16 protein-coding genes are annotated in these 19,169 nt (G+C 41.9%); all 16 read left to right on the forward strand.

All coding sequences use genetic code 11. From position 1 onward, the window contains the following. The first annotated feature begins 8 nt into the window (after window positions 1-8). Window positions 9-1,067, forward strand: a complete 1,059-nt coding sequence (locus tag FTV38_RS04035; protein WP_078189383.1) for a pilus assembly protein PilM — start codon at window positions 9-11, stop codon at window positions 1,065-1,067. Beyond that, on the forward strand, window positions 1,067-1,753 hold the full coding sequence (locus FTV38_RS04040; RefSeq protein WP_180021510.1) for a PilN domain-containing protein: 687 nt from the start codon (window positions 1,067-1,069) through the stop codon (window positions 1,751-1,753). Before FTV38_RS04035 ends, FTV38_RS04040 begins: the two co-directional genes overlap by 1 nt. Continuing rightward, window positions 1,750-2,472 (forward strand): type 4a pilus biogenesis protein PilO, encoded by a 723-nt coding sequence (locus FTV38_RS04045; protein WP_078189381.1) that lies wholly within the window; start codon window positions 1,750-1,752, stop codon window positions 2,470-2,472. The genes FTV38_RS04040 and FTV38_RS04045 overlap by 4 nt, the downstream gene beginning before the upstream one ends. Further along, complete coding sequence (locus FTV38_RS04050; protein WP_078192530.1) at window positions 2,469-2,996, forward strand: pilus assembly protein PilP; 528 nt, start codon at window positions 2,469-2,471, stop codon at window positions 2,994-2,996. Before FTV38_RS04045 ends, FTV38_RS04050 begins: the two co-directional genes overlap by 4 nt. A 61-nt stretch (window positions 2,997-3,057) precedes the next feature. After that, a complete protein-coding gene (pilQ, locus tag FTV38_RS04055; RefSeq protein ID WP_180021662.1) occupies window positions 3,058-5,169 on the forward strand; it encodes a type IV pilus secretin PilQ in 2,112 nt (703 codons plus the stop codon). Between the two features lie 36 nt (window positions 5,170-5,205). After that, complete coding sequence (gene aroK, locus FTV38_RS04060; protein WP_078189378.1) at window positions 5,206-5,751, forward strand: shikimate kinase AroK; 546 nt, start codon at window positions 5,206-5,208, stop codon at window positions 5,749-5,751. Between the two features lie 14 nt (window positions 5,752-5,765). Further along, window positions 5,766-6,848, forward strand: a complete 1,083-nt coding sequence (gene aroB, locus FTV38_RS04065) for a 3-dehydroquinate synthase (protein WP_180021512.1) — start codon at window positions 5,766-5,768, stop codon at window positions 6,846-6,848. Window positions 6,849-6,855: 7 nt separating this feature from the next. Continuing rightward, a complete protein-coding gene (locus tag FTV38_RS04070; RefSeq protein ID WP_168378178.1) occupies window positions 6,856-7,695 on the forward strand; it encodes a hypothetical protein in 840 nt (279 codons plus the stop codon). A gap of 446 nt (window positions 7,696-8,141) precedes the next feature. Beyond that, window positions 8,142-12,617 (forward strand): glutamate synthase large subunit, encoded by a 4,476-nt coding sequence (gene gltB / locus FTV38_RS04075; RefSeq protein ID WP_180021664.1) that lies wholly within the window; start codon window positions 8,142-8,144, stop codon window positions 12,615-12,617. Window positions 12,618-12,686: 69 nt separating this feature from the next. Continuing rightward, window positions 12,687-14,108 carry an FAD-dependent oxidoreductase gene (locus FTV38_RS04080; protein ID WP_078189374.1) on the forward strand — a complete coding sequence of 474 codons (1,422 nt, stop codon included), beginning with the start codon at window positions 12,687-12,689 and terminating at the stop codon, window positions 14,106-14,108. A gap of 239 nt (window positions 14,109-14,347) precedes the next feature. After that, window positions 14,348-15,232 (forward strand): metal-dependent hydrolase, encoded by an 885-nt coding sequence (locus tag FTV38_RS04085; protein ID WP_180021514.1) that lies wholly within the window; start codon window positions 14,348-14,350, stop codon window positions 15,230-15,232. Between the two features lie 161 nt (window positions 15,233-15,393). Next, the gene (locus tag FTV38_RS04090) at window positions 15,394-15,984 is read left to right on the forward strand and encodes a LemA family protein (protein ID WP_180021516.1); all 591 of its coding nucleotides are present in this window, start codon (window positions 15,394-15,396) and stop codon (window positions 15,982-15,984) included. Window positions 15,985-16,013: 29 nt separating this feature from the next. After that, window positions 16,014-17,081, forward strand: a complete 1,068-nt coding sequence (locus FTV38_RS04095) for a TPM domain-containing protein (RefSeq protein ID WP_180021518.1) — start codon at window positions 16,014-16,016, stop codon at window positions 17,079-17,081. Continuing rightward, on the forward strand, window positions 17,075-17,635 hold the full coding sequence (locus FTV38_RS04100) for a TPM domain-containing protein (protein WP_180021520.1): 561 nt from the start codon (window positions 17,075-17,077) through the stop codon (window positions 17,633-17,635). The genes FTV38_RS04095 and FTV38_RS04100 overlap by 7 nt, the downstream gene beginning before the upstream one ends. 204 nt (window positions 17,636-17,839) lie before the next feature. After that, window positions 17,840-18,352: a pilin gene (locus tag FTV38_RS04105; RefSeq protein ID WP_180021522.1), complete on the forward strand. Its 513-nt coding sequence runs from the start codon at window positions 17,840-17,842 to the stop codon at window positions 18,350-18,352. A 60-nt stretch (window positions 18,353-18,412) separates the two neighbouring features. Further along, complete coding sequence (gene tfpZ / locus FTV38_RS04110; RefSeq protein ID WP_180021524.1) at window positions 18,413-19,147, forward strand: TfpX/TfpZ family type IV pilin accessory protein; 735 nt, start codon at window positions 18,413-18,415, stop codon at window positions 19,145-19,147. The last annotated feature ends 22 nt before the right edge of the window (window positions 19,148-19,169 follow it).

Raw genomic sequence — 19,169 nt, forward strand, 5'->3', positions numbered from 1 at the left:
ATTATATTGTGCTCAGGTTATATCGTAAGCCAAATAAGGGGTTAATAGGAGTAGATATTAGTTCGACTTCTGTTAAGGTTTTGGAACTTTCTGTAAAGAGTGGGCGGTATTGGGTAGAAAGCTATGCTTTGGTACCATTACCAGAAGGAAGTGTTGTTGAAAAGAACATATTGAATCCGGAAGCTGTCGGTGACTGTTTAGAGCGCGCAATTAATTTGGCCAATACACAGACGACCAATGCAGCTTTGGCGGTTCCAACCTCGATGGTGATTACAAAAATCATCGAAATGGACGCAGATATGAACGATGATGAACGTGAAATTCAGATTCGTGATGATGCTGAGCAATATATTCCGTTCCCACTTGATGAAGCGAGCCTTGATTTTGAGGTCTTGCCGGATCGTTTATCCAATCCAAATCGTGTCAATGTTCTACTTGTCGCTACGCGTATTGAAAATGTCGAAGCGCGTGCGGAAGTTATTCAGCTTGCGGGTCTGACACCAAAAATTGGCGATGTAGAAAGCTTTGCAATTGAAAATGCATTTAAAGTTTTCTCAGATACTTTGCCAATGGGTGTAAATACCGTGGGTATTTTAGATATTGGTCATAGTATGACGACCTTATCTGTTATGCAGAATAACAAAGTGATTTATACCCGTGAGCAAGTGTTTGGTGGCAAACAATTGACACAGGAAATTCAAAATCGCTATGCATTGTCTTTCGAAGAAGCGGGTCGTGCGAAAAAAACACGTGCCTTGCCAGATGACTATGATGTTGAAGTCTTAGAACCTTTCTTAGAAGCTGTCGTTCAACAAGCAGCGCGTTCTTTACAGTTCTTCTTCTCATCTTCACAGTTCAACGAAATTGACCACATCTTATTGGCAGGGGGGAATGCCAATATTCCGGGGCTTGCAAAACTACTTCAACAAAAATTGGGTTACCGTGTCACGATTGCCAATCCATTCTTACAAATGGGTTTTTCACCTCAAATTGATATTAAAAAAATTGAAAATGATGCCTCATCACTCATGGTGGCATGCGGTCTAGCATTGAGGAGTTTTGATTAATGGCAAAAATTAACTTGCTCCCTTGGCGTGATGAGCTAAGAGAGAAACGAAAAAAAGAATTTATTGCACTTTGTATTGGGGCTTTTTTAATTGGGGTAATTGGGGTTGGTTTAACATGGTTGTACTTTGATCACAAATTAAAAGATCAAGAACAAGCGAACCAATTGATTATCAGTCATAACCAAAATTTAGATTTTCAATTAAAGTCTTTGGATGGTTTACAAGAACAGCGTAATGCCATTATTGAACGTATGAAGTTGATTCAAGGCTTACAAGGTCAACGTCCAATCGCAGTACATCTTGTAGATGAATTGGTTCGTGTGACACCTGCCAATATGTACATCACAAAATTTGAGCGTAATGGCGACAAATTTATGATCGAAGGGCGTGCGGAAAGTCCAAATACTGTTGCAGATTTACTGCGTAATTTGGAAGCATCACCTTGGTATCGTAATGCCTTCATGAGCTCATTCCTTGTGGCTGAAGAGAAAAAAGACAAAGCGCCAACGTCAGTGGTTCCTCGCGTAGAAGAATCTTATGGTGCATTTACTGTGACTGCTGATTTGGAGCAAATTGCGCAGCCGACCATTAATGATCCAGCAGCAAATGCAGGACAGTCAGCTTCATCGGCGCAAACATCTGACGCACAAACTGCAGCAACACCAACTCCGGAGGCTGCAAAATGAGTCGTGATGAATTTGAACAATTGAATCAAGATGCTGTTGTCATTCCGAAAAAGAAAATGACTTTTGATAAGTTTGTACAGCAGTTCAATACCTTAGATCCGAATAATTATGGTAGTTGGCCAATTTCAGTCAAAATTACCTGCTGGATTTTTATCATTATCCTTGTGGCAATTTTGGGCTATTTCTTGGCGATTAAAGGCAAGATTGAAGCCATTTCAAGTGCCAATGCACAAGAACAAAATTTGTTGAATGAGTTTCGTGAAAAAGATTCAAAACTACGTAATTTGCAACAATATCAATTGCAATTGCAGGATATGGAAGCACGTTTTAATCAACAATTAGAACAATTGCCGAAAGAAACTGAAATTCCAGGTTTGGTTGAAGATATCAACTTAACAGGCGTGAATTCTGGATTGAAATTTAAAATTATTCGTCTTGAACCTGAAGTGAAGCAAGAATTCTTTACGGAACAGCCAATTCATATCGAAGCAACAGGTGATTACCATGCCTTTGGTTCATTTGTGAGTGGTATTGCAGGGCTTTCACGAATTGTGACTTTGCATAATTTAACGATTACAGCAACTGAAAATAAAGAAAAGAATTCAGATATTCCAAAAATTGATTATGTCATTTCTGCGAAAACATATCGTTACGAAGGAAATACTGAAAGTGCTGCGAAAGCTGCAGATTCAGCAAGCACGCAGGAGGCTCCAAAATGAAAATGAATAAATTGGCACTTTCTGTGATGGTTGGATTTGTATTAGCAGGTTGTGAATCACGTATTGATGTGGTCAATCAAGAGATGGCAAATATACGCAATCAAGCTCCACTAGCGATTGAGCCTGCGCCAGATTTTGTGCCTGTCGAGACTTTTAATTATGCAGCGCATTCTTTAAAAAGTCCGTTCTTACCAAGTTCATTGGCAGCAGAACTTAAAATCATGGCGGGTAAGCGTGTTTATCCAAACTTGAGTCGTCAGCCGCAACCTTTAGAGAGTTATGCACTCGAAACTTTAAATATGAAGGGTAGTATGCGTAACCAATCTGGGCAAATTTTAGCCTTGATTCAGACACCGGATGGTGAAGTTGAACGTATTCAACGTGGAAGTTATATGGGGCTCAATCATGGTCGAGTGGTAAATATTACCCCGACGCAAATTGATTTGATTGAGATTATTCCGGATGGGCGAGAAGGATATGTAGAGCGTCCTAGAAGTCTCATATTAATTGGACCAGCACCTTAAGCTTAAAGGAATAAAAATGAAGAATAGTGTACAAGATTTTATTTTTGGGGATGGCAATACAATGAATCATGTGTTTCGTCAGTTTTCGATGGGGGCTGTTGCAATGGCGATGATGCAAGTTGCCAATGCTCAGGTGAGTGTAACCAATGTGGTACCAATGCAAATTCCAGGTCAAGGGACTGAAATTCGCGTGATGTTTAATGGCTTACCGCCGCAGCCACAAGCTTATCAACTCGATCAACCATCACGACTGGTTTTAGACTTTGATAAAGCACAGCAAAATTTAAAACAAAGTTCAATTCCTGTGGCAACGGCTGAAGCGAGCACTGTGGATGTGAGTTCGGATGCACAACGTGCGCGCTTAACTGTGAATTTAGCCAATGCGGGTGCTTTTACCACGCGTGTTGAAGGTAATACCTTCATTCTAAAAATTAATTCTGCTCAAGCTGCAAGTTATGTACAGCCTACAGCACAACGTCAGCAACAGGGCATCTCAAATATTGGTTTCCATCGTGGTTCTAATGGTGAAGGTCAAGTTGTTGTAGATTTATTAGGTGGAAACACCCCTGTTGATGTTCAGCAACAAGGCAGTAAAGTGGTGATCCGTACTTTAGGGAATAAAGTACCTGCACATTTGACTCGCCGTTTAAATGTCAATGATTTTGCAACGCCAGTTGCAACTGTTGATGCGCATAATGATGGTGGCAATGGGGTGATTACCATTCAGTCGACGGGCAGCTATGAATATATGGCTTATCAAACTGACAATAAATTAACGGTGAGTTTGAAACGTCCGGAAGATAAGAATCCATTACGTCCTAAAGCCGCAAATCATTATACCGGTAAGAAGATTTCTTTAGACTTCCAAGACATTGAAGTACGTCGTGTGCTGCAACTTTTGGCTGATTTCACTGAAATCAATATGGTTGCTGCTGATACAGTACAAGGGAATATTACACTTCGCTTAAAAGATGTGCCTTGGGATCAGGCTTTAGACATCGTACTGAAAACCAAGAACTTGGATAAACGTCGTAATGGTAATGTGATTTGGATTGCGCCTGTTTCTGAGTTGATTAAAGCGGAAGAAGAAGAAGCGAAAGCCTTACGTCAAAGTATGAAGTTGGCACCATTACAGACTGAATATTTAACGTTGAGTTATGCGAAAGCCGCTGATATTGAGAAACTGATTACGCAGTCTAAAACAGCAGGAAACACTGGTTCGTCTAATAGTAATAATGCTGATGAGGACCGTGGCAACTTATTAAGTCCCCGAGGCACAATTTCTGCAGATACGCGTACAAATACACTGATTATCAATGATACTGCGCAAAACATTGATCAAATTCGTAAAATGGTGGATTTGCTTGATGTATCAGTCAAGCAGGTCATGGTTGAAGCACGTATTGTGAAAGCATCTACCGACTTTACCAAAGAAATGGGTGTGAAATGGGGTCTCTTGTCTCAAGGGATTAACCAAAATGACCATTTATTGGTGGGTGGTAGTGATACCACACTTTGGGACTTAAAAACACCGGACGATGATGGGAAATATACCATTCAGCGTCCAAGTAACTTAAACGTGGACTTAGGTGTGACTACTTCAGGTGCAAGTCGAATTGCTTTTGGCTTGATTAGTCTTTCTGATTTTATGTTGGATTTAGAGCTTTCTGCTTTACAAGCGGATGGTTATGGTGAAGTGATTTCCACACCAAAAGTACTGACAGCGGATAAACAACAAGCCAAAGTTGCATCAGGTCAAGAAATTCCGTATCAAACCACAACGGGTACCGGTTCAAATGCGACTTCTTCTACCGAGTTTAAAGAAGCTTTATTAAGTCTAGATGTAACGCCAAGCATTACTCCAGATGGTAAAGTGCAAATGAAGCTGAATATCAAAAGCGACTCACCAGCAGGGTATGCCAATAATGGTGAAATCATCCTGAATAAAAATGAAATTAATACCGATGTCTTAGTGAACAATGGTGAAACTGTTGTGCTCGGCGGTATTTTTAATCAGGAAACACAAAGTAAGCAAACTAAAGTACCATTCTTAGGGGATATTCCTTATGTGGGTCGCTTATTCCGTAAAGATATGAAAAGCGATGCAAAAAATGAGTTGCTGATTTTTGTTACTCCGCGAATTGTTAATGACAGTGTTACCAGAAATCATTAATATATTTTCAATTTAACAAAAGAAATAGGTGACTCCTTGCCAAGCAAAGAGTTTGAAACCCTACCAAATATCTATTTGGTAGGGCCAATGGGGGCAGGAAAAACAACCGTAGGGCGACATTTAGCAGAATTGTTAGGACGTGAATTTCTAGACAGTGACCATGAAATTGAACGTAAAACAGGTGCGACTATTCCTTGGATTTTTGAAAAAGAAGGGGAAAAAGGCTTTAGAAGTCGTGAAACGAATGTCATTGATGAGTTAACTGCAAAAAAACAACTGGTCTTGGCGACTGGTGGTGGAGCAGTGACTCAGCCCCCAAATCGTGAATTTTTAAAACAACGTGGTATTGTTGTTTATCTATATACTCCGGTGGAAATTCAGTTACAACGAACCTACCGCGACAAAAATCGTCCACTTCTACAAGTGGAAAATCCAGAGCAAAAGCTACGAGATTTATTGGCTGCCCGTGATCCTCTTTATCGTGAAGTCGCGCACTATATTATTGAAACCAATCAAGGTGCCGCGCGAGATCTTGCGCAAAAAATTTTTAATTTAATTGTTTCACAAAATATATCTCGTTAGAAAAGGTTAAATTCATGCAAACCTTACATGTTGAACTTGGTGATCGTCGCTACCCTATTTTTATTGGTAGTGACCTCGATCCACAAACTTTACTTGAGCCTTATATTCAGGGTAAACAAGTGATGATTGTCTCTAATACCACAGTTGCTCCGCTCTATTTAAAACATTATGTAGATGCAATTGAGGCATTAGGGAAAACTGTTGCAACATGTATTTTGCCTGATGGTGAAAAGTATAAAAATTTAGAGCATTTGAATTTAATTTTTGATGCCTTGCTCGAAGCAGGCTTTAACCGCGATTGTACGGTTTTAGCATTGGGTGGGGGTGTCATTGGGGATATGACCGGTTTTGCTTCTGCATGCTATCAACGTGGTGTGTATTTTATTCAAGTGCCGACGACTTTGCTTTCTCAAGTGGATTCAAGTGTCGGTGGCAAAACAGGGATTAACCATCCACTAGGTAAAAACATGATTGGTGCCTTTCAGCAACCCCAAGTGGTCCTTGCGGATATGGCGCAATTAAAAACTTTGCCGGCGCGTGAACTTTCTGCAGGTTTGGCCGAAGTGATCAAATATGCATTGTTAGGTGATGTTGAATTCTTAGCTTGGCTTGAACAGCATATGGATGCTTTAGTTGCAGGTGATGCAACCTTGTTGGCTGAAGCGGTTTATCGTTCATGTGCTCATAAAGCGCGTATTGTGGCCAATGACGAAAAAGAACAAGGCGAACGTGCGTTATTAAACCTGGGTCATACCTTTGGTCATGCGATTGAATCGTACTTGGGATATGGTGAATGGTTACATGGTGAAGCCGTTGCAACAGGGATGGTAATGGCTGCAGATTTGTCCCAGCGTATGGGTTGGATCACTGCTGAAGATTTAGAACGTACAAAAAAAATCATTTTACGTGCACAATTACCGATAGTTTGCCCTAAAATTCCGCTAGAGGAATTTTTGTCGTATATGTCCCATGATAAAAAAGTATTGAATGGGCAATTACGACTTATTTTACTGAAATCATTAGGTCAGGCCATCATCACCAAAGAGTTTGATGTTGAGTTAATGAAACAGGCAATTTTGGCAAATCAGGCAGAGTAGGTACATCATGGCAGCGCGGCAGTCTCAATGGCAAAAAGTTCATCACTATGCATGGTTGGTGGGTGGAGCTGTGTGTCTGTTCGCTGCATTGGTTTTCTGGGCGATTACAGATACCAAAGAATTGGTTGAAGTTGAAAAGCAAGCTGAAACCGAAGTGGATTTGCAAATTCAGCCAGAGAAAGTGGCAGCAATGTCCCATCTTGGTGCATTAAATGAAGAAGTACGTCCACTTGATATGACGACCCGTGTGGTTGCTACAGCTCAACATGAGCCAGAATTTCGCGGCACTAAATTTATTAATGACTCTGCCAAGCTTTATGGTGTTGAATTATTTCGGGTTTCTGAAGAAGATATTTTAAAAAGCTTCTTACGCAAGCAGCCTGAGCGTCACAAATTTATTTATCTTCGTCTTTCAGGTGAAGACCATCCTGAGCAATATGTCATTTTAACTGGACCATATTCGTCGCAAAATGATGCCAAAGCTGCAATGTCGAGCCTCAACATTGCTTTGCCTGCTTCAATTAAACCTGAAGTGGTGGAATTTAAACAATATCAAGCATATGTGAATGACTTGGGCACGGAAGAAATGTCGTCGAGTCAAAAGTTATATGCTGTTAAATTAAAATCTGTGCCTTTACCGAAAATTGATGAAGCTCAAATCGCCGCACGAAAAGCAGCGGCTGCAGCGACGGTAACAACACCAACTAATGCAACGACAAGTACAACGGTGACTCGCCGTGATGCGGAAGGGAATGTGATTGATGTGCAAAAATCACAAAGTAGTGTAGATGCACCACGTCCAAAACCTGCACCGGTAGAACAAGAAGTAACCGATCCATTTAATTAGTTCTAAAATAGCGCAAGACATCTTAGGAAAAGTCTAAACTGCACAGAAAAAGTGCATAAAATTAAAAAAGAACAATTTGAATTATTTGTTATAACTAAAAAGTGCTTGTAATCAGCCATCTTAGGTGAAAGTGCATCAAGTTGGCATATAAATTGCTTAATTGGTGCGTAAATTGAACTTTTCTCCCTGTTTTGGCGCGAAAATGATTCGATAAAAGTGCGAAGTCATTAATCCAGTCGTTATCCCTGATCTGAACTGCAAAAGCAGAAAATTTGACTTTTTATTCATGCATCAAAGATAAATTCGGTTTATCTTAAGGGTGTGAATAAGAAATAATTTTGCTCGACAGAACAATTCATGTGAGTAAGTTAAGACGAATCGCAACAAGAAATTAGTTTGTTAAGTGCTCGAAAGAGCTGTAAAGAAAAGAAGGGTACGCTATGCACATGCCATCGCCTAATACTGTAGCTCCCGCTCAAGGTTTATACCAACCGGATGAGTTTAAAGATAACTGTGGTTTCGGTTTAATCGCCCATATGCAGGGTGATGCAAGCCATGATCTCGTCAAAACCGCAATGCATAGTTTAAGTTGTATGACCCACCGTGGTGGTATTGCCGCAGATGGTAAAACCGGTGACGGCTGTGGTCTACTCCTTGCTATGCCAAAAGAATTTTTCCGTGAAGAAGCGAAAAAACTCAGTGACATTACATTGAGTGAAATCTTTGCTGTGGGTACGGTATTTCTAAACCTAGACCCTGCATTAGCCGCACATGCAAAACAAATTTTGACCAAAGAAATCGAAGACGAAGGTTGTAAAGTCATCGCTTGGCGTGTTGTGCCAACCAATAACGATGCGTTGGGTTCAATCGCGATGCAGTCATTGCCTGCATTTGAACAAATTATCGTGAATTGCCCAATGGGTGTTTCAGAGGTTGAATTCAACCGTAAGTTGGTGATGGCACGTCGTCGTGCAGAACAACAGCTGACTGCTGACCCATACTTCTATGTAACCACTTTATGCTCAACTGTGATCAGCTATAAAGGTTTGATGATGCCAGCAGCCATTGCTGATTTCTATACCGATCTTGCTGATGAGCGTTTAAAGTCACACATTGTTGTATTCCATCAGCGTTTCTCAACTAATACCTTGCCTCGTTGGCCATTGGCTCAGCCGTTCCGTTACTTAGCACACAATGGTGAAATTAATACCATTACCGCCAACCGTAACTGGGCGATGGCACGTACACCAAAATTTGAAAACCCATTATTGCCGGGTTTAACTGAGCTGAATCCAATCGTAAACCGTACAGGTTCGGATTCTTCAAGCTTAGATAATATGCTGGAAATCCTTGTCGGTGGCGGTATGGACTTGTTCCGTGCGCTACGCATGTTGGTTCCACCAGCGTGGCAAAACGTTGAAACTTTAGATGCGGACTTACGTGCATTCTACGAATTCAACTCGAAGCATATGGAAGCATGGGATGGTCCAGCAGGTCTGGTAATTCAAGATGGTCGTCATGCGATTTGTATGCTTGACCGTAATGGTTTACGTCCAGCACGTTGGGTAATTACCAAAAATGGTTATATCACATTGGCATCAGAAATTGGTGTTTGGGGTTATGAACCAGAAGACGTTGTGTCTAAAGGCCGTGTCGGTCCGGGTCAAATCTTGGTGATAGATACCTTTACCGGAAAAATGCTCGATACTCAAGATGTGAGTAATCACCTCAAACGTATGCGTCCGTACCGTCAGTGGTTACGTGAAAACTCAGTACGTGTGCAAGGTAGTCCAGAGCTAGAAGAATATTTATGTGATCAAGGCTTAAAAGGTGATGACCTGAAAGCTTCACAAAAAATGTTCATGGTGACATTTGAAGAACGTGACCAATTGCTTCGTCCAATCGCTGAAAGTGGTCAGGAAGCCGTGGGCTCAATGGGTGATGATACGCCAATGGCAGTATTGTCTCGTCAAGTGCGCCATGTGTCTGACTACTTCCGTCAGCAGTTCGCGCAGGTTACGAATCCGCCAATCGATCCATTACGTGAATCGATCGTAATGTCGTTAGAGACATGTCTCGGCCGTGAACAAAATGTATTTGAACAAGGTCCAGAGCATGCAGATCGTCTGATCATTTCAAGCCCAGTACTGTCAAATTCGAAAATGCATCAAATCCGTACCCTTGGTCGTAAAGGGTACGAGATTGCAGACATCGACCTGAACTATGCAGAAGATGAAGGCTTAGAAGCTGCCATCGCGCGTATTTGTGAAGAATCTGCGCAAGCGATTCGCGATGGAAAAACATTACTTGTATTGTCTGATAAGAAAATCCGTCAAGGTTTTTTACCTGCAAATGCATTGATGGCAACTGGTGCGGTTCACCACTATTTAATCAATGTGGGTCTTCGTACCGATGCCAACATCATTGTCGAAACTGGTTTGGCACGTGATGCACACCAGTTTGCGGTGATTCTTGGTTTCGGTGCGACTGCGATTTATCCGTACCTAGCTTATGACGTGATCAATGACTTAATCGCGAAAGGCGAATTGTTGGGTGACCCAATCCATGCGCAAGCGAACTTCCGTAAAGGCATTGAGAAAGGCTTATTGAAAGTCCTTTCTAAGATGGGTATTTCTACTGTTGCCTCTTACCGTGGTGGTCAGTTGTTTGAAGCGGTCGGTCTTTCTGATGAAGTAGTTGCAAAATGCTTTACTGGCGTACCGAGCCGTATTAAAGGCGCAACATTCTCTGACCTAGAAAATGACTTGAAAAAATTGGCCGATTTGGCGTGGAAATCACGTAAGCCAATCGATCAAGGCGGTATGCTGAAGTTTGTATTCGGTAAGGAATATCACGCATTTAACCCAGACGTGATCAATGCACTGCATAAATCTGTGCGTTCTGGTAATTATGCAGACTTTAAAGAATACGCAGAGCTAGTGAATAACCGTCCAATCGCGACGATTCGTGACTTATTCAAGCTGAAAACAGATCAATCGATTGCACTCGATCAAGTTGAATCCGTAGAAGAGATTCTGCCACGTTTTGACTCTGCAGGTATGTCTTTAGGTGCATTATCACCTGAAGCGCACGAAGCCATTGCAATCGCAATGAATACCATTGGTGGTCGCTCGAACTCAGGTGAGGGCGGCGAAGATCCAGCGCGTTACGGCACAATCCGTAACTCGAAAATCAAACAAATTGCATCTGGCCGTTTTGGTGTGACCCCTGCATATCTAACTTCTGCAGAAGTCCTTCAAATTAAAGTGGCACAAGGTGCAAAACCAGGTGAAGGTGGTCAGTTGCCGGGCGGTAAAGTGAATGGCTTAATTGCACGTTTACGTTACTCAGTACCGGGTGTGACATTAATTTCTCCGCCGCCGCATCACGACATCTACTCAATCGAAGATTTATCACAGTTAATTTTCGATTTAAAACAGGTTAACCCACAGGCGATGGTGTCCGTTAAGCTGGTTTCTGAGCCGGGTGTTGGTACGATTGCGGCAGGTGTAGCAAAAGCATACGCAGACTTCATTACCATTTCTGGTTATGACGGCGGTACAGCGGCTTCTCCACTTTCTTCAATTCACCATGCAGGTTCTCCATGGGAGCTTGGTCTATCTGAGGCACATCAGGCGCTTCGTGTGAATGACCTGCGTGGCAAGGTCCGTGTACAAACTGATGGCGGCTTGAAAACGGGTCTAGACGTTGTGAAAGCAGCGATTCTTGGGGCAGAAAGTTTCGGTTTCGGTTCTACACCGATGATCGCATTGGGTTGTAAATACCTACGTATTTGCCACTTAAACAACTGTGCGACCGGTGTTGCAACACAACAAGATCATTTACGTCAGGAACACTATATCGGTGAGCCTGAAATGCTGATCAACTTCTTCCACTTTATTGCGGAAGAAACACGTGAATGGCTGGCAGCGCTTGGTGTAGCAAGCTTGAAAGATTTGATTGGCCGTACAGATTTACTGGAAATGCTTCCGGGTGAAACTGAAAAACATGCACACCTTGATTTGAGCGCATTGCTCCAATCGCATCCTGCGGCTGAAGGCAAAGCACAGTACTGTGAAGTACAAGGTAATGCACCATTCGATAAAGGCTTATTGGCTGAGAAAATGGTAGCTGAAATGCTGCCAGCGATTGAAGCAGGCACAGGCGGTGAATATAGCTTCACTATCGGTAACTGTGACCGTTCAATTGGCGCGCGTATTTCGGGTGAGATTGCAAAACGTTATGGCAACCTCAGTATGGAAGCGCACCCTGTTAAAGTTAAATTAACAGGGACTGCAGGTCAGTCATTGGGTGTTTGGAACGCCGGCGGTTTACACATCAGCCTAGAGGGTGATGCGAATGACTACGTGGGTAAAGGTATGGCTGGTGGTCGTATCTCGATCTTCCCACCGAAAGGTTCACCATTCCAAACGCAAAATACTGCAATCATTGGTAACACCTGTTTATATGGTGCAACAGGCGGTAAATTGTTTGCTGCAGGTACAGCAGGCGAGCGTTTTGCAGTACGTAACTCGGGTGCGTTTGCCGTGATTGAAGGTGCAGGCGACCACTGCTGTGAATACATGACAGGTGGTATCGTGACTGTATTGGGTAAAGTGGGTCATAACTTTGGTGCGGGTATGACAGGCGGTTTCGCTTATGTGCTCGACCTCGACAATGACTTTGTTGACCATTACAACCACGAACTGATTGAATTGAACCGTATCTCTACAGAATCGATGGAAGAACACAAAGAGTTCTTGTGCCGTATCTTAGATGAACATATTAAAGAAACAGGTAGTGCTTGGGCGTATAAGATCCGCAACGAGTTTGACTTCTATAGCCGCAAATTCTGGCTTGTGAAACCAAAAGCTGCTAATTTGCAGACTTTGTTGAAAACAACTCAAGCTGATCCACAATAATTCCACTACTGCAGATTTGATAGGCAGGTGTAAGTCCAAACATGCTTACACCTACCCACGGAGAGAGACATGGCAGAGCGCCTAAATAATGACTTTCAGTTCCTGGATGTAGCACGCCAAGATCCAGAGAAAAAAGATCTAGTTGTCCGCAAAGCAGAATTTGTGGAAATCTATAAACCGTTTACAGCTGAAGTTGCAAAAAACCAAACACACCGCTGCTTAGGTTGCGGTAACCCGTATTGTGAATGGAAATGTCCAGTACATAACTACATTCCAAACTGGTTAAAACTGATTGCAGAAGGTCGCATTTTCCAAGCGGCAGAATTGTGTCATCAAACCAACACCTTGCCTGAAGTTTGTGGTCGTGTGTGCCCGCAAGACCGTTTATGTGAAGGCGCGTGTACGCTAAATGACGGCTTTGGTGCAGTTACCATTGGTAATGCTGAAAAATACATTAACGATACGGCATTTGCATTGGGCTGGCGTCCAGATATGTCACACGTTAAGTGGACAGACAAAAAAGTTGCGATTATTGGTGCAGGTCCTGCTGGCCTTGGCTGTGCAGATATTCTTGTACGTAATGGTGTGAAGCCAGTTGTATTCGACAAACGCCCTGAAATTGGTGGTTTGCTGACATTTGGTATTCCAGAATTCAAAATGGAAAAAGACGTAATGAAACGTCGCCGTGAGATTTTCTCGGGCATGGGTGTTGAATTCCGTCTAAACACCGAAATTGGTACAGATGTGACGATAGATCAGCTATTGGCTGATTACGACGCTGTATTCATGGGTATGGGAACCTATACCTACATGAAGGGCGGTTTCGCGGGTGAAGACCTTGTTGGTGTGCATGATGCACTGGATTTCTTGATTGCTAATGTCAACCGTACGCAAGGTTGGGAAAAAGATCCATCTGAATACATCAGTATGGAAGGCAAAAAAGTGATTGTTCTCGGTGGTGGTGATACCGCGATGGACTGTAACCGTACCTCGATCCGTCAAGGTGCCGAATCCGTTGTTTGTGCCTACCGTCGTGACGAAGAAAACATGCCGGGTTCACGTCGTGAAGTGAAAAATGCGCGTGAAGAAGGTGTGGATTTCCAATTTAATCGCCAGCCGATTGAAATTGTGGGTGAAAATGGCAAAGTGACGGGTGTTAAAGTTGTGACTACACAGCTAGGTGCACCTGATAGTCGCGGTCGTCGTAGCCCTGAACCAGTTCCGGGTTCAGAAGAAATTTTACCAGCAGATGCAGTATTGCTTGCCTTCGGTTTCCGTACCAGCCCTGCAGATTGGTTTACTACATCAAACATTAGTATGGATGGTTCAGGTCGCGTCATTGCTGCTGAACAGCAAGAATTTAAGTTTCAAACATCGAATCCGAAAATTTTTGCCGGCGGTGATATGGTCCGTGGATCTGACCTTGTGGTAACCGCAATCTGGGAAGGTCGCCAAGCTGCAGAAGGTATTCTTGACTACTTAGATGTTTAAGTCATGACATGCCAGTGATTGCATTGGATTTATTCAAAAAACTCGCTTCGGCGGGTTTTTATTTTTTGGAATTTACCTCAAATGACAAGTAAATGGTTTTTGCAGATAAATACGCTGAAAAGTTGTCAGACAGCGCTTTAGAATGGTGAATTATGCAAGTGTGCTAGCACATTTTGCCATGTGTGAAAGAGCTTAGGAATTACATACTGCGATCATGATCTAAATTTTAGGAAGCGACCATGACGCAAGTGACGACACAAAAAACATATCTAAATCGTCCTAAAGCCATTGGCATTACGGTACGTCGAGCACAATTCAATCCTAAAGCGATTCGCCGGCATTATTTTGCCAACTCACCGGTGATGTCGCATTTGTTGACGGCATTGTCATCGACCTTTCCCATTGGTGAGCAATTCTTTGTGCATAGCGTGCGTAATGTACGCGATAAAGTCAGTGATGAAAAATTACAAGCTGAGATCGCGGCATTCATTGGGCAAGAAGCGATGCATTCCAAAGCCCATGCTGAATTTAACGATGCTTGGCGCAGTGAAAGCTATAATTTAGATCGTTTCCAAGCATGGCTGGCACGTAAAGATAGCTATGTAAAAAACTTACATCCAAAAATACAGTTGGCAGTCACCTGTGCATTTGAACATTTTACTGCTTTACTTGGCGGCTATATTTTAAGACATCCTGAAGTGCTCAGTACTTTAGATGATGATGCTGTGAAACTTTGGGTTTGGCATGCGATTGAAGAAATTGAGCATCGCGCAGTGGCATTTGATGTATATCAACATGTCTATGGAGATGACAAAATACGCCGCATGATTATGCGCAGTGTGACCACGGGTTTTGCAAGTCTTACGTTTTATTCTGCAACGAAGCTATTTATGCAGGATAAGAAAAAAAGTTTGCCGAAGGTTGGTGGAAATATATTCGGGGCGTATTTATTGGCAAAAATGTTTATTCAATTGACGCCAGAATATTTGTCATATTACAAAGCAGAATTCCATCCGAGCGAAATTGATTACAGTCAGATTGTGAAATATTGGAAAGAACACCTTGCTGATGAATATCAAATGGAAAGTTTTCAGACTGAAATTACATCTCAATTGTATAGTTAATTCAAAATGTTAAAAAAGCCCGAGTTGTGGGCTTTTTTTAATGCTAAATATTTTTCGAGTAGATCAGTTTAATCACAAAGAAAATACATAATTCATTCGAAAAATAAGGTTAGAATGAATTTATTTAAACAATTACAAATAAATACTTGAGGTTAAGGGTTATGAATTCAATGAAAAAAAGCATGCTCGCAATCGCATTAGTCAGTATATTGACCCTCAGTGGTTGTGGCTATAACACATTACAAGTCAAAGACGAGGCCGTTACAGCAGCATGGTCTGAGGTGCAAAACCAATATCAACGCCGTGCAGATTTGGTACCTAACCTTGTCAATGTGGTTAAAGGTTACGCGAAACATGAGGAACAAGTACTGACCGAAGTGACTCAAGCACGTGCCAATGTTGCGGGCTTAAAAGTGGATAAGGAAGTTTTGGAAGATCCAGCACTGTTCCAAAAATATCAAGAAGCTCAAGCGCAGATGACCAGCGCACTTTCTCGTTTAATTGCAGTCTCGGAAAATTATCCAGACTTAAAAGCCAATGAGCAATTCCGTGATTTACAGGTACAGCTTGAAGGCACTGAAAACAGGATCGCTGTCGCACGTAATCGCTACATTACTACGGTACAAGACTTTAATGGCTATGCACGCCAGTTCCCGCAAGTGATGACAGCTAAAGTTATCGGTATGGATACCAAGCCTAACTTTAGCGCAGAGCAAAGTGCACAAACTGCACCGAAAGTTGATTTTAATTAATTGGCATCACTGCATTGTGAGGTGGGCTGATGGTGGATTTTGAGCTAAAACATACAGGTTTGTTGTGGCTGCAGCGCATGGTTTTAGCATGCTTATTGAGTGTGGTGGGTTTCACACATGCAGAAACTGCCACCGCTACAGATGTAGATGCTGAAACAGTTGTTGTCGGTAAAATATTAAAAGATCAGCAGTCAGCTACACAAAAAGAAACAACAGCACAGCCTGAAATCAAAATTCAGCAGCCGAATATCGCCAATGATATGGCAGATGGCGAGTCGATTCGTGGCTTGCCGACGCTAAATGAACCGGTAGTTGATCAGGCAAATTTACTTTCGGCTGCTGAAAAGCAAGCCATTAGTCAGAAAATTTTACAGTTACACGAACAAGGTAAGGCACAAATTGGTGTCGTGATTGTGCCAACCACAGGTCAAGAAGATATTTTTGATTACGCCATGCGTGTTGCAGAAAAATGGCAACTCGGTTCAGCAAAACGTGACAATGGGATATTGATAGCGATCGCTGTGAATGATCACAGAATTCAAATCCTGACGGGTTATGGGCTAGAAGGAATCATGCCCGATATCATCGTTAGTCGCATTATTCGTAATCAAATCACACCGTATTTTAAGCAAGCTCAGTATGCTCAAGGCATAGATGCTGGCTTAACGGAAATAACACGTATTTTAAATCAAGACCCTGAAGTTGCAGCTCAGGCAGCCCAAGAGTTAAAAGAGCGTCAGGAACAAGCCTTACACGAACAACAAGCCAAAGAGAAAACGTTTACAACGGTTCTCATTATTTTGGTGATTGGTATTTTTGCATCCTTTATTGTGGGTAAGCGCTTAAGTGCGTCAACTGCTGCTGTTGCAGGTACCGTTGCTGGTTTGGTCAATGGTGCTGGAATCCTTACAAGTCTGTTGATGGGTGGGGCAATTTTCTTTCTACTCATCACTGCCATTGCTCAAACCATTTTTCAAATGTTCCTTGCCGGTGGTGGGGGCGGTGGTGGCCGTAGCGGAGGTGGTGGCTTTGGTGGCGGCGGCTATAGCGGAGGCGGTGGTAGCTTTGGCGGTGGGGGAGCATCAGGTTCATGGTAACGAAAACAGAAACAACAGAAATTGTCACCTATCCTAAAACACAGGAAATACAACAACCAAGTTTTAAACGTTGGTTGAAGCACTTCTTTTATATGCCTGCAGCAAACCGATTTTTTAATAAGCAAGATCAGCAGGCCATTGCTCAGGCGGTGACAGAAGCTGAACATGGCCATGTAGGTGAAATACAGGTGGTAATCGAAGGGCATATCCCTTCGAACCAAGCCTATTATCAAAATACCCGCGCACGTGCTGAACAGCTCTTTGCTGAGCTGGGTGTATGGGATACAGAGTTTAATAGTGGTGTTTTGCTTTATTTAAACTTATGTGAACGTCAGGTGGAGATTGTGATTGATCGTGGAATGAGACAGGCGACCGATCCCCAAGTGTGGCAGGCTATTTGCGCGCGAATTATCCAAAATATGCAAAATAAACAATACCGACTAGCTTTGACGGTTGGTGTAAAAGAGATCGGTGAAGTGATGGATCACTTTTATGCAGGGAAGTCTGTAGATCGAAATAATGAAATCGCAAATGCGCCAATAATTCTGCGCTAAAAAACGGTGATAAAGTGACACAAATCGTCACTTTTAAACACAAAAAGAGACGTAATGATTACAAAAAATAAAAATATTTTTTTAAAGTGCTGTTTTTTCTGTCATTTTCACTATAATAAATCTTGGCACGCTCTGTGCTATTTATAAAACAAGCTACATAGCTTTATTAAATAATTAAATTAAAAAACATTTGTGGAGAATGTTATGAAATCAGTTCAAAAGGGTTTTACTCTTATCGAATTAATGATCGTTGTTGCAATTATCGGTATTCTTGCTGCTGTAGCAATTCCTGCTTATCAAGATTACACAATTCGTGCGAAAGTTTCTGAAGGTCTAGCTTTATCAGGTGGTTTAAAAACTGCAATTGCAGAAAGCTTTCAGAGTAAAGGGCCTTCAAGTATGGAATGTAAAGATAAAGCAACTTGTGACTTAATTGGCGCTTCACCAATGGATGCTACATCTTTAGCGGGGAATAAAAATGTAGCTTCTATTGTAAGTGATGCTTCAGGTGTTATTACTATTAAGTATAAACCTGCTGTAGTTCCAACAGCAAAAGCAGATTTAGCGATTGCACCTGTGGGAGCAAATGGAACAACTGCTCTCGCTCTTAATACTGCAGCGAATGCAGGCAGTCAGGTTAATTGGGCTTGTGGTACTGGTCCAGCAGCAGCTAAAACAACTTTAGAAGCAAAATACCGTCCTGCAAGTTGTCGTTAATTAGCATTAAAAAAGCAGCTCTAGTAGCTGCTTTTTTAATTTAAGGTGTAGATAGTCATAATGATAAGCCAATTAAGATTTTTTCTAATCCATTTATCTATTTCTTTCTTCATTGCATTATTGATGGTAGGCTTAGTCTTTTTCATCTGGTATCCTTTACCGCTCGCAAGTGCAGTCGGTGTTACCCAGGTTTTTTTAATGATGCTGGTGATTGATGTCATTGTTGGGCCATTGCTGGGTTGGCTTGTTTATAAAGAAGGTAAAAAAACGCTTAAATTTGACCTAGGTGTGATCATATTTTTGCAACTTGCGGCTTTGTTCTTTGGGGTGTTTAGTATTGAACAAGGTAGACCAGTTTGGATTGCTTATAATGTAGACCGTTTTGAATTGGTACGTAAAAATGAACTAATTACCGAGCATTTAAATCAAGCGAAAATTCTATATCAGAAGCCCTCAATTTTAAGCCCTCAATATGTATCTGTAGAATTTGCTAAAGATAAATTACAACGTCAAAATGATATGTTTGCTGAGGCATTAGGTGGAATTTCGATTGCTCAAAAGCCTGAACGTTATGTGGAATTTACTAAAGCATTACCACAAATAAAAAAGCGAGCGATCAGTCTAAATGTACTGGAGCAATTTAATGATCAGAAACAAGTACAAAAGATATTAGTGAAGTACCCTCAAGCGACTGGATATGTGCCCTTAAAAGCCAATGCTGTAGATATGACTGTCTTGGTGAATAAGGAAACAGGTGAAGTTATTAAAATTGTTGATCTTCGCCCTTGGAAGTAAATTTTGAAGATAAAAAAACCCG

Origin of the sequence: Acinetobacter sp. YH16044 (genome assembly GCF_013417145.1) — a bacterium.
GTDB lineage: Bacteria > Pseudomonadota > Gammaproteobacteria > Pseudomonadales > Moraxellaceae > Acinetobacter > Acinetobacter amyesii.